This window comes from Clostridium intestinale (genome assembly GCF_035905475.1).
In the GTDB taxonomy this organism is placed as follows: domain Bacteria; phylum Bacillota; class Clostridia; order Clostridiales; family Clostridiaceae; genus Clostridium_T; species Clostridium_T intestinale.
In genome coordinates, this window is sequence record NZ_CP121166.1 from 2,247,624 (window position 1) to 2,260,399 (window position 12,776).

Below are 12,776 nucleotides of genomic sequence, written 5' to 3' on the forward strand. Positions count from 1 at the left end.
TTCTTACCTCTCATGACTTTTCTATTATTTTAATTCTTTCTACAGCCTTAGTATAATTTTTACATAAGTAGTAATATTCAAGAGCTTCTTTATAAAAGCCCAAACACTCAAAAATAACTCCAATATTATATAAAGCTAAATATGAATTTGTTCCTAAAAGCTTTCCATCTTTCATATCCAAACATTTCAGAAAAATCTCAGCACTTTCTTGAAATCTGCTATTATTCATATATATAAGAGCTTTCAAAAATATAAAGTCTACTTCATTCCTATAATACTTTTCATACTTTTCTATATACAAAGCCTCTTCATATTTCCCTAAGTTAATTAAACAATACCCATAACTTTCTATCAGATCTTCAATATATTCAAGCAAAAAAACATCCTTGTCTAAAAGTCCTATGGCTTCTTTAAAATGATTATAGGCTTCTCTATATTCTCCATTCATATAATAAGATTTTCCTAATTGATAAAGTATGTATATATCACTAGGGGCTTTTAGTAATATTTCCTTCAATAGACATATGTTTCTTTTTATCTTATTAGTACTATTTATTATTTCCGTAGTATATCCTATATGATCAACCTCAATATCTGCTGGAATCATTTTTCCTATAAGATTATTTATAGGAACGAGTTGTTCATGTACTATTCCTTCATATTTATAATATTTCTTGTTGAATAATCTATTTACTCTTTCTATATAGGTTTTTACTTCACCGTGTCTATCAAAGGTATTAAATGTTTTTATTCTACCGATACAATCTATTGAAGAGAGTTTCACAAAGTTTAAAACACTTTCTTTATCATATCCTACTATATTCTCATCTCCATCTAAAACTAATATCCAGTCATTACTTGCTTTAGATAGAGAATAATTTCTAGCACTTCCAAAATCATTTTGCCATCTATAGTCGTATATATTTTTAGTAAACTTACTAGCTATTTCTTTAGTTTTATCACTTGAACCAGTATCTACAATTATTATTTCATCTACAATGTCTTTTACAGAATTCAAGCAATCACCTATATTTTTTTCTTCATTTTTTACTATCATACACAATGAAATCATAAATCCATCATCCTTATAATTATTCTTTTAATGACTGTACATTCATAAATGCATCTCTATTATCAGGATCCAGCAACAAACTTCTATTGAAATATCTTAATGCATTATCTTTATCATTCATATAATAGGAAACTACACCTAAGGCATTTAAAATATCACTATCAAATGGAATTAATTCTATAGTTTCATTTAATATCTTCAAGGCTTCTATGAAAGAGCCTTGATTAATTAAACTTTCTATATTTCTAAGTAATAAGTTCTTTTCTTTAAATAAATTAACGTATTTATCATATGTCTCTATCCTATCTTTATATATCTTAATGATTCTTCTATATTGTTCGTTCCTATTTAAAATAAAATTCAATTTTCTAACAAACTCAAGCTTATTTATAGATATTAGTTTATATAACTCTAAAAACTCATTAACTCTTTCAATTTCAAAGCTATCAATATTCAGTTCTTTATAATTTTCTCCATATAGATGCTGAAATAATTTATCAGAGTCTCTTAAGTACTGTTCAAATATGTTCAGATATTCTTCATCAGTTAAGTTAGGTATATCTAGCAAAAACTTCTCTATCTCAACTATTACTTTTAATTCTTCTTTTTTATCTGAAAATTGTCTCGTTATTATTAAGCTTTTAAGTGAATTCACTAATAAAAGATTATTTGAACATGCAGCTTTTAATAAATCCTTGGATATTATATTGTTGATAGACTCTAATTCAAATAAACTATTTGAATTATTATATATCAGATACCTTAAAGCGTATATTGATACTAAGTTTACCTTAGAATAGGATATTTGAGCTATCTTATTTAATATATTGTTATCATTCCAATCTTCTTTAATGAATTTATCCTTAATATTAATATATAAGCCTATATCATTTACAACACCTTTTAATGTTTTTAGTATATTTTCTTTTTCATATATATACATTGTCTTTAAGCTATTTTCTAAAGCTGAAATAAATATATCCTTATTATTTTTTTCATTTTTAGCTTCTAATAATAGTTTATCGTAATTCTTAGAGGTAATTAAGGAATCTAAATAAATTGAAAAATAACTAAGTTTAAGACTATTATTTTTACAATTCTCATATAATTCTATGGATTTATTATAATTTCCTATCTTATTCTCTATACTACATAAAGTTAATGCCACATTATCTATGTTTCCTTTAGTGTATATAACCAAGGTTATATCCTTATAGCTGTTATTATTTTCTAGGTTATTTAAATAAAATAGATATTTTTCAAAGGCTTCCTTTGATTTAATGTATTCTTGTTTTGAAAAATAGCAAAAACCTAAATAATAGTAGTAATCTATATGATCCTTTCTAACTTCCAAGGCTTCTTCAATAATTTTGATACAATCATCATATAAATTATATTCATAAAGAAGTTTTATATAGAGTTGGTATATATAAGAGTCACTTGTTCCAAGTCTTTTAGATTCTAAATAAGCTTCTTTTATATTAATTAAGGAACTTTCGCTATCATTAATAAGATTATAGTTTTGAGCTATTTGAAATAAAACATACTTTCTGTCATCTGTACCTATTAATTCCTTCTTTAATATCTCTTGATTTCTATAAAATTTCTTTTCTATAAAATCCAAGTCTGTAGTTGAATATCCGTAATGTTTAAAACAAGCAGTTAGTCTAACTACAGGTACCGAATATTGAGGTTGCTCATGTATAGCTCCTTTATACAGACTTTTTTTCTTTTTGAATAACCTAGGAATAGGACATATAGCGTACCCTTCTTCTTCTGAAAAATTAAAGCTCTTTATATCCACTGTAGCTGCGTTATATTTCGTATATATTTTTTTATCAAAAAATTCTACTATAGTATTGGGATTTTCTAAAACCTCATCCCCATCAACTACTAATATCCATTCTCCTTTTGAATATTCTATAGACTTATTTCTTGCCTTAGAAAAATCATTTTCCCAAATATAATCATAAATGTTTTCAGTGTATTCCTTCGCTATATCCTTAGTAGCATCTGTTGAACCTGTATCAAGTATAACAATCTCTGATGATATTTTTTTTGTTATGGGCAATAATGCCTTTAAGCACTGATCTAGATATTTCTCCTCATTTTTTACAATCATAGCTATACTTAGTTTCATATATCCTCCTATTAAAAAAGCGATAGAGAAACCTCTACCACTTCTAGTACCATAATAATTGTAGACCACTTTATGGCTTCTAATTTATATTTAATCATTATTTATCTATTAAATATTTTATCGTAACTTTCTTAATATACTTTATATGTTTTCTAATATTTTTAGATCCTATACATATTTTCCAAAAGAAAAAAGGTAGGGAATTCCCCACCTTAAATACTATCTTAATAATTGTAAAACGTTTTGTGGTTGTTGATTTGCTTGAGCTATCATTGCTTGAGCTGCTTGTTGTAATATGTTGTTCTTTGAGTAGCTCATCATTTCTTTAGCCATATCAACGTCTCTAACTCTTGATTCTGCAGATTGTAAATTTTCTGATGCATTATTTAAGTTAGCTACTGTATGTTCAAGTCTGTTTTGAACTGCTCCAAGTTTAGATCTTTCTTTTGATACTGACTCTATAGCTTTATTTATTGTGTCTATAGCGCCTGTAGCATTTGCACTTGTATCAACACTATTAGCTACACTGTTAACAGTTAAAGCTGTTGAACTCATTTGAGAGAATGTAACTGCTATTGTTTGATCTTTATTAGCTCCAACTTGTAATGTTACTGTAGTTGATGCTGCACTAAATAAATCTTTAGTATTGAATTGAGTTTGTGTAGCAATTTTATCAATTTCACTTGCTAAAGCTGATAATTCTTCTTTTATAGAATCTCTATCAGTTGTTACGTTTGTATCATTTGATGCTTGTACTGCTAATTCTCTCATTCTTTGAAGAATGTTGTGAGTTTCGTTTAACGCACCTTCACCTGTTTGAATTAATGATATTCCGTCTTGAGCATTTCTTGAAGCTTGATCTAAGCCTTTAATTTGTGCTCTCATTTTTTCAGAGATTGATAGTCCTGCTGCATCATCTCCAGCCCTGTTTATTCTTAAACCTGAGCTTAATTTTTCCATTGATTTAGCTGCACTTCCATTGTTTATGCTCATATTTCTATGTGCATTCATAGCGTTCATATTGTGGTTAATTATCATAATATATTCCTCCTTGAATTTTGTTTTAGACATCCATGTCTTTTTTTAGTTTAGTAAATATTATTACTTACTATTAAATTATCGAAATAATCAATTAAGACTTTATATATCTTTTAATTATTATCCTTTTAATTATTATCTTAATAATTGTAAAACATTTTGTGGTTGTTGGTTTGCTTGAGCTATCATTGCTTGAGCTGCTTGTTGTAATATGTTGTTCTTTGAGTAGCTCATCATTTCTTTAGCCATATCAACGTCTCTAACTCTTGATTCTGCTGCTTGTAAATTTTCTGAAGCATTATTTAAGTTAGCTACTGTATGTTCAAGTCTGTTTTGTACTGCTCCAAGTTTAGATCTTTCTTTTGATACTGATTCTATAGCTGAGTTTATTGTGTCTATAGCTTCTGTAGCATCTGCACTTGAACTAACTTTAGTATCTACATCATCAACTGATAATGCTGATGAACTCATTTGAGAGAATGTAACTGCTATTGTTTGATCTTTATTAGCTCCAACTTGTAGTGTTACTGTAGTTGATGCTGCACTAAATAAGTCTTTAGTATTGAATTGAGTTTGTGTAGCAATTTTATCAATTTCACTAGCTAAAGCTGTTAATTCTTCTTTATAGAATCTCTATCAGTTGTTACGTTTGTATCATTTGATGCTTGTACTGCTAACTCTCTCATTCTTTGAAGAATGTTGTGAGTTTCGTTTAATGCACCTTCACCTGTTTGGATTAATGATATACCATCTTGAGCATTTCTTGAAGCTTGATCCAAGCCTTTAATTTGTGCTCTCATTTTTTCAGAGATTGATAGTCCTGCTGCATCATCTCCAACTCTGTTTATTCTTAAACCTGAGCTTAATTTTTCCATTGATTTTGCCGCACTTCCATTGTTTATGCTCATATTTCTATGTGCATTCATAGCGTTCATATTGTGGTTAATTATCATAATATATTCCTCCTTGAATTTTGTTTTTAGACATCCATGTCTTTTAGTTTTAGGGATTACCCCGTATGTTTATATTATCGTAGTTAGTTATAACTACTTAATATCTAAAATTTATATTTTTTTATTTAAAAACATATTGTTTGCTACAACACTATTTTGATATCCTTGATTAGCTCTTTTTAGGTTGGCTATTCTATTTAGTTCAGCTTTTATCTCACTATTTTTTTTTGAATAAATTTGTTTTAAGTTATCCTGATAATTTTTAAATTCTTTCGAGTTAAAAAATTCCTTTGCTTCTTCAAAACTATATTCACTATATTCCTTATAAAACTCTTCTCTCTTTTCCAGGTGATTATCAAAGTATTCAAATTTCTCTTCTTTTAATAGCTCTATGAGTTTTAATTCTATCTTTATTGCTTCTTCTTTATAGTTCATCAGCTTGAAGTTCCAAACATTGATGATAGAGAAGACATTTGAGCATTGTATTTATTCATTATTGTTTCTAGATTAGCAAATTTTTGATAGAATTTTTCTTCTCTATCTGATAATGAACGTTCCATTTCTTCTATTTTTCTTTCTTTTGATAATAAGTTTTTAGTTATTTCATTATCAGTATATGTAGCTGTTCCAACATAACCAACCTTTTTCAAAAAGTTAGAACTTGAACTCATAACAGAATCATTTAAAACATTTTTAACCCTTTGGAATATACCAGAGTTATTGTATTTTTCCTGTTTATCAGTTATTCCGCTTGCCGGTGTTTGTGTAAAAAGCTTCACTATCTGGTCAGCACTTGTTTCTAATGCTGCTGTTAATTTCGTTTCGTCAATTTCAATTTGTCCACTTTTAGACATATCGTTGGTAAAGTCAATACCTATGCTTCTCAAACTTATGCTTGTACCTTCAACCTTACTGTTAAACGCTTGCCTTAACTGAGACATTATATTTGTTAAATCACTATCTCTTTTTAAAAGACCTTCTTTAACTTTAGCATCCCATTTCTCTATTTGCTCATCAGTCATACTATCTCTTTGCTCTTCTGTTAAAGGCTCATACTTATATTGTTTCTTTTCACTAACCTTTGTATTTATATCACTAATTAGTTTATTATAATCATTTACAAAACCTTTTATTTTTTCTATTAATCCTGATGAGTCTTGATTTCCTGTAATTGTTGCAGATCCTATACCTGTTACTTTAAATTTAACATTATCAACAACAAACTCATTTGAGTCAGATGTTTTTCCTGTAACCTTATTACCATATGAATCAGTTATATCATATATTGCATTAGTTCCTTTTATTGAACTTACAGAATTACCATCAGAATCTTTCAAAAGGCTTGTTTTGCCTTGAGTTTCTCCAATTGACTCATATACAGTGGTTCCTATAGATAACTTTAAGGCTTTTCCATCCCCTGAACCATTCATTATGCTTATATCATCATTTTCAACCTTTACTGATGCACCTTTTTCAGTAAATGCTGCTGCTAATTTTTCAATTATTGCTGTTTTTCTTTCTGACTCATCAGTAGTTGTTATTCCACTAAAGTCAATTATAGCTTCATCACTACCATTGATTGAAAACTTAATGTCTTGTCCATCTTTAATAGCTTGATTCAAGTCAGAATAGCTCATATTTTCAAGTTTAACATCTGTTTTGCTTGTAAAACTCTCGATTCCTATATATGCTGTTTCTCCAGTTTTAGTTGTTTCTAAATATATATTTCCTGTAAGATCACTTTTAGTGAACTTAGCATTCATACCATTAGTAACTAAAGTTTGATTTAAATACTGAACAGCTTCATCATCAGTTAGTGTATCACTAAGATTAATATCAACTTTTTTCCCTGATATATTAAGCGTTAGATTTTTACCTTTTAAATCACTAAATTTATTAACTTCATTTGTTCCAGTTCCAAAACTATATTGAGCTACCTTAGCGGTTTGCTTAACATCAAGAGTATATGTTCCTAGTTTAGCTCCAGCTAATCCTTCCGCAGTAACATTTGATCCTGTACTTGTGAACTTTGAAGTTCCATAATTTTTTGAAAGTAATAAAGAATCTGGTTTACTTAAATCCATGTATTTTGAGTAAAAGTCTCTTGAATTTTTAATAATCTCTCTATACATGTCTTGTTTAAATACTAGTAAATCTCTTTCTTGTTGTGCTTTAGTAACCTTTAGTTTATATGGTTGCATCATTTGTTTAACCAGATTATCTGTATCTAATCCAGTAGCAAGTCCTGTTATTCTTTTGTATGATGTAGCAGTTGTTGATGATGTTACGCTTGCCATATCATCACTCCTTTTTATTTATTAATTTTTGATAACTTATAGGCTTCATGCCAAGTATCTCTAACATCCTCTATTAGTGGTATTAATTTTTCTAATTTTTCGCCATCTTTTTTAATATTCACTTGTAAAAGTTCATCTTTTATAAACTCATATACATTAAATAAATTTGTTGCCCACTCTCCAGCATTCTTATCTAAGCTCACCATAAGCTCCACGAATATATCTTGTGTTCTAGTTAAATACTCATGAGCATTTTTAACATCATTTCTATTTATAGCTTCTTTAGCTTGTTTAGAAAACTTTACAGCTCCATCTACAAGCATTAATAAAAGCTGTTCCTTTGAAGCATAATTAACTGAATTATTTTTATACACATTAACTGCATTTGGGTACATATTATTCCTCCTATTTTTTTATATCTATAAATACCCCTTTGGAGATTTCTGATACGTCCTTTTCTCCTTCTACTTGAAGGTTGTCTACCATTACTCCATCTATAATTATCTTTTTTTCTTTTTTAGTTTTTTTCTTTTCTTCTAAAATTTTAGCGAACTTTTTATCTTCTCTAAATTTTTCTTTTTCCTCGTTATATGCTTCTATGGTTGTTCCTTCTTTTCCATGAACCTTATGATCATCTCTTTTTTCTTGAAGTTTTAATCTTAAGTCAGTATCTATTTTATTTAATTTAAATTCCATAGAATCACCACCTTAATTTTAAGCTTTTTTATCAAATAAGGATTCTGCAGCTTCAACCATTCTAGCAATTAAATCTAAAACTTTTTTAGGTGGTACTTCTAATATTACTTCTTTCGTCTTATTATCTATTATCTTTACCATAACATCGTACTTAAATTTATCATGAACCCTATACTCTGCATGACTTCCTTCATCTTCCAAAAGTTTATTTAATTTTTCCACTGCTTTATCTATATCTTTCTTAGTGAAATCTTTTTTATCCTCTGTTTGAGTTTTAACTTCAACCTTCTGAGTCTGATTTCCTGAGTAATAATCTAGGTTTAGTTGTCCTCCCTGACTAACTGAGTTAATATCCATATTATACACCTCGATTATGTTTATTTTTTTAAATTCTTAAGCGTATCTAAATTAAATGTTAAGGCTTCCTTATTCTCTTTTTCAACTTCTTCATAAAGCTCTTTCCTTAAAATAGTAATATTTCTAGGTGCCTTTATAGCTAGTTTAACAGAACCATCTTGTATTTTGGAAACTTCTATCTCTATATCTTCTCCTATAATCAAAGTTTCGCCCTTTTTTCTTGTAATAACCAGCATCTAAATCACCTCTCAATCAAAGGATGCTTTATTTTATATTCTTCCTTATCTATTATTATCTGTTCTCCTAGTTTTTTATCCATATTTATAACTATAGGAGCTTTTAGATTTACTGTGATTTTATGTACATCTGAGTTTACAGTAACTGTATTGTACAGCATAACTTCTTTTTGAGACGATATACTTAAATTTTCAGTTAAATTTTCTTTAAGTTCTATCTCATAGTTATTTTTAACCTCAAAAGGTGAAATTATAACCAGTCCTACATCCGCATCTTCTATTGATTGAAGAATTTTAAATACAGGGTTTTCTTTAATATCAGCTATTATAAACTTCTTTAAATGTTCTAACCCCATTATACCTTTCTTGAAGGTTATTACTTCCTCTTCATTATAAGTGAAAGTTCCATGCTGTTTTGTTATTAGTTCCATTTTATCTTCCTCCTATTATTTTAGGAAATCAATTAAAGAAGGTTGTATTACTTTAGATGAAGTTTGTAGTGATGCCATATAAACTGTCTGCATCATTGAATATTGCATAAGCTTTTCTGTTATGTCTATATCCTCTGTTTTTGATAAAAGCTCTGTCATATTAAAGTTTTCATCTTCATTTTTAGATTTAGCAGACTCCATTCTGTTTTGTTTAGCTCCTACTTCAGCCATTATCTTTGAAAGGTTACCCATAGTAGCTGTTAAATCAGCTAAATTTTCTCCAGTTATTTTACTTGATTCTGTAGCATCTGAAGATTCTAAATTTTTAGTTATATCACTTAAAAGCTCCATGACATTTATATTTTTGCCTTTATCACTTCTAAACATTAATACATCTGCAGCTGAAACATTATATTCCATGCTAACACCTTGAGATATTTCTGTAGACATTTTTCCTTTTATCATATCTATTTGAGCGTTTATATTGCTATTCCCACTGTTTAGAGGAAGAAGTTCCCCATCTTTTCCTGAAAAATTTAACACATTATTCCCTGTAGTAGGATCTTCCGTTACAGTTATTGGTTTAGAAGTTGTTTTATTTCCTCCAAACAAGTATCTTCCATCAAAGTTAGTATTAAGTATCTGGGATATCTCACTAACCTTTTCATTTATTTCATCTTTTATAGCTTTTTTTTCATCAGAACCATAAGCAGCATTTCCTGCTGATATCATAAGTTCTCTAACTCTTTGAAGTGAATCATTTACCTGTCCTAAAGCTGTATCAGTAGAATCTAGCCAATTTAAGGTATCCTTTATATTTTCGTTATATTGCTTGTTTGAAGCAATATCTGTATATAACTGCATTGATCTAGCAACTTTAAAAGGATTGTCTGATGGTTTACTTATTTCTTTCCCCGTTGTTAATTGGGTTTGAACCTTTGACATATTATATAAATTAGTACGCATATCTCTTAAATAATTGTTAGATAACATTCTGTTAGTTACTCTCATTTAGTATTCTCACCTCTTATCGTTTTAATCCATTAATAACTACATCCAAAAGTTCATCTACGGTAGATATTATTTTTGCATTTGCATTGTAGGAATGTTGAAATTGAATCAAGTTTGCAAATTCTTCATCTAGTGAAACTCCTGATACAGAGTCTCTATTTTGTTCTAGAGAAGATAATAGACTATCTTGATTAGTTACCATTCTTTCAGCTTCTTGAGACTGTACTCCAAGTTTATCAATCATGTCCTTAAAGAAAGCATCTAACTTCATACCTGAGGTATCACTTGATATTTTCATACCATTGTTAGTTAGAGTTGCTCCACCTTTAGCTGGGTTAAACATGTCTTCTCTTGAGTTTATATTTTCACCGAAGTCTTGAACTCTAAGTAAAGTGTTTTGTAGTTGTGCTATTGCTAAAGCTCTGTCACCATTACCTTCTCCATCTACAGTGTTATCACCAGCGAATGCATATGAGTTATCATTAAGCTTGGCTTTTATTTTCATAACATCTTTTAAAAGTTCTGTATTTATAGTTATATTTCCAGCATTTATTTCCTGTTCTGCTTCTAGAGTAACATCTAAGTTATTAAGTTCTCCATTAGCTTTATATTTAGCAACATCTTTATTAACAAAAAATGGTGAGTAATCTTTATCTGGATATCCACCATTATTACTGCTCTTTGGAAGTCCTGAATGTATTGCATTTACTGAAAGTGCTATAGACTTTGCAACTTTATTAAGTTGATCTATGTACTCATTAATATCTTTTTGTACAGACATTATTCCTGAAAGTTCACCTGAGGTTGGTTTAAAGTCCATAAGTTCTCCAACATGTATAACTTCTCTTGAGTTTGTTGGATAGCCGTCCCCTTTAACTGGAACTCCTTCTGAGTTACTCCATAGAACTCTGTTTGCTTTGAGTTCGTTTAACTTGTCCTCAGTTAGTCCAGTAACTTTAAGTGTTCCTTTGTTTAGCTCTGATGAAGTGTCTCCAAGTTTATAATAAGTTATTACATAGGTTTGTCCAGTTACATCTGTCCCATCTTTTTGTATATCACTTATATAAGAAAATCTAGAAACATCTGCGTTTTGATCAGCTGAAACTAGTTGTCCATACTTCATATCACCTTTATCTACTGGCTTAACATCTACGCCTTCAAATTGTTTTCTATCTACAGTTATATTAAACTTACTGCTTAGTTGATCTAAAAGCAAATCTCTTTTATCCATTAAATCGTTAGGTGTATTACCTGATACTTCAACGCTCATTATTTCTTTATTAAGTTGATCTAGCTGATTCAGTATACTATTTACATCTGTAACACTATTTTTTATTAAATTTTGAGCATTTGTTTGAAGATCAATTAGTTTTGTGTAGGTGTGATTTAATGCATCTGTAAGCGCTTGTGTTTGTTGAGCCACAACTGTTCTTGCATTTGAACTTTGTGGTTGTTTAGATAGCTCCTGCCAAGAAGAAAAGAACTTTGTCATTAAAGTAGATATTCCTGTATCTGAAGGTTCATTAAATATACTTTCTACTTCTTTTAGAAAACTGTTTTTTACACCATATTTTCCCAATGTACTATTTTCATTTCTTACTTGGTAGTCTAAAAAGCTGTCTCTAATTCTTTGTATGGCAGAAACCTGAGCCCCTGTTCCCATTTGACCTGCTGTTATAGTACTTGCTGGTCTTGTTGTTTCTACTTTAGCTACTTGTCTTGAATATCCAACTGTACCTGAGTTAGATATATTATGAGATGTTACATCTATTGTTTTCTGGGCTACAGTCATTCCTCTTTTAGCTATATTAAATGTTGAGAATAATCCTGACATAATTACCTCCTACCTATTTATCTTCCCATAAGAGTTATAGGTGTCCATATCTCTTCTTGGATTAATAAGGTTTAATAATTTATTAGTAAATACTAAACTTTGCTTAATTAATAAATCGTTTGTTTCCTTCTGTAACTTTAGTATTTCTAACAATTTCTTTATTTCTCTATATAAATTTTCTAATTCTTCATCTTCCGAGTCCCATATAAACTTTTGAAAATCTACATTTCCTACTGCTCTTCTTCTTTTAACTTCCCACTCGGCAACTTCTTTATTGGAGCCTTGAATTTCTTCCACTACAGACTCCATTTTAAATATATCTTTCTTAAGTATATACTCATGTTGCCTCTCTAAGCTATGCAAAAGTTTTTCTAGACTTTCCTTTTCTTTACTTAATATATCTTTTAAGTTTTCAACCATTAAAAGTCTTTACCTTTCATAACATTATACATAGCTCTAGAAATAGCCTTTGCAGTAGGTTTATAAGTACCATTAGCTAATTGTTTTTTTATCTCTTCTATTCTCTTAGTGTTATCCTTTAGTTCTTCTATGCCATAGCTTTGAAGTGTTTTAGCTGCTTCTGATATCTCTACTTTATCTTTAACACCCTCTATTTGTTTGTTTTCTATTTTTTTTCTACTTACATTATGATAAGCATTAATATTAGTTTGAGATACACCCTTAATATTCATAACAAAACCTCCAAGCTCT

14 protein-coding genes and 1 pseudogene are annotated in these 12,776 nt (G+C 29.1%); all 15 read right to left on the reverse strand.

The window, feature by feature from the left end:
* Window positions 1–10: 10 nt before the first annotated feature.
* Window positions 11–1,072 carry a glycosyltransferase gene (locus P8F83_RS11680; RefSeq protein ID WP_326514721.1) on the reverse strand — a complete coding sequence of 354 codons (1,062 nt, stop codon included), beginning with the start codon at window positions 1,070–1,072 and terminating at the stop codon, window positions 11–13.
* A 19-nt stretch (window positions 1,073–1,091) separates the two neighbouring features.
* On the reverse strand, window positions 1,092–3,212 hold the full coding sequence (locus P8F83_RS11685) for a glycosyltransferase (protein ID WP_326514722.1): 2,121 nt from the start codon (window positions 3,210–3,212) through the stop codon (window positions 1,092–1,094).
* A gap of 219 nt (window positions 3,213–3,431) precedes the next feature.
* Window positions 3,432–4,250 carry a flagellin N-terminal helical domain-containing protein gene (locus tag P8F83_RS11690; RefSeq protein ID WP_326514723.1) on the reverse strand — a complete coding sequence of 273 codons (819 nt, stop codon included), beginning with the start codon at window positions 4,248–4,250 and terminating at the stop codon, window positions 3,432–3,434.
* 135 nt (window positions 4,251–4,385) lie between these two features.
* A pseudogene (locus tag P8F83_RS11695) lies at window positions 4,386–5,203 on the reverse strand (flagellin N-terminal helical domain-containing protein).
* Window positions 5,204–5,314: 111 nt separating this feature from the next.
* The gene (locus P8F83_RS11700) at window positions 5,315–5,638 is read right to left on the reverse strand and encodes a hypothetical protein (protein ID WP_326514724.1); all 324 of its coding nucleotides are present in this window, start codon (window positions 5,636–5,638) and stop codon (window positions 5,315–5,317) included.
* A complete protein-coding gene (fliD, locus tag P8F83_RS11705) occupies window positions 5,638–7,500 on the reverse strand; it encodes a flagellar filament capping protein FliD (protein ID WP_326514725.1) in 1,863 nt (620 codons plus the stop codon). Before fliD ends, P8F83_RS11700 begins: the two co-directional genes overlap by 1 nt.
* Before the next feature lie 14 nt (window positions 7,501–7,514).
* Window positions 7,515–7,895, reverse strand: coding sequence for a flagellar export chaperone FliS (gene fliS / locus P8F83_RS11710; protein ID WP_238902594.1), 381 nt, complete (start codon window positions 7,893–7,895; stop codon window positions 7,515–7,517).
* Between the two features lie 10 nt (window positions 7,896–7,905).
* Window positions 7,906–8,196 (reverse strand): hypothetical protein, encoded by a 291-nt coding sequence (locus tag P8F83_RS11715; RefSeq protein ID WP_326514726.1) that lies wholly within the window; start codon window positions 8,194–8,196, stop codon window positions 7,906–7,908.
* Between the two features lie 18 nt (window positions 8,197–8,214).
* Window positions 8,215–8,553 carry a flagellar protein FlaG gene (locus tag P8F83_RS11720; RefSeq protein WP_238902596.1) on the reverse strand — a complete coding sequence of 113 codons (339 nt, stop codon included), beginning with the start codon at window positions 8,551–8,553 and terminating at the stop codon, window positions 8,215–8,217.
* 20 nt (window positions 8,554–8,573) lie between these two features.
* A complete protein-coding gene (gene csrA, locus P8F83_RS11725; RefSeq protein ID WP_326514727.1) occupies window positions 8,574–8,789 on the reverse strand; it encodes a carbon storage regulator CsrA in 216 nt (71 codons plus the stop codon).
* A 5-nt stretch (window positions 8,790–8,794) separates the two neighbouring features.
* Entirely contained in the window at window positions 8,795–9,220 is a 426-nt protein-coding gene (fliW, locus tag P8F83_RS11730) for a flagellar assembly protein FliW (RefSeq protein ID WP_326514728.1), read from the reverse strand.
* A 15-nt stretch (window positions 9,221–9,235) separates the two neighbouring features.
* On the reverse strand, window positions 9,236–10,231 hold the full coding sequence (flgL, locus tag P8F83_RS11735) for a flagellar hook-associated protein FlgL (protein ID WP_326514729.1): 996 nt from the start codon (window positions 10,229–10,231) through the stop codon (window positions 9,236–9,238).
* 16 nt (window positions 10,232–10,247) lie between these two features.
* Window positions 10,248–12,065, reverse strand: a complete 1,818-nt coding sequence (flgK, locus tag P8F83_RS11740) for a flagellar hook-associated protein FlgK (protein ID WP_326514730.1) — start codon at window positions 12,063–12,065, stop codon at window positions 10,248–10,250.
* Between the two features lie 9 nt (window positions 12,066–12,074).
* Window positions 12,075–12,485, reverse strand: a complete 411-nt coding sequence (locus tag P8F83_RS11745) for a flagellar protein FlgN (protein ID WP_181601064.1) — start codon at window positions 12,483–12,485, stop codon at window positions 12,075–12,077.
* Window positions 12,485–12,757 (reverse strand): flagellar biosynthesis anti-sigma factor FlgM, encoded by a 273-nt coding sequence (locus P8F83_RS11750; protein ID WP_073018607.1) that lies wholly within the window; start codon window positions 12,755–12,757, stop codon window positions 12,485–12,487. Before P8F83_RS11750 ends, P8F83_RS11745 begins: the two co-directional genes overlap by 1 nt.
* Window positions 12,758–12,776 lie beyond the last annotated feature (19 nt).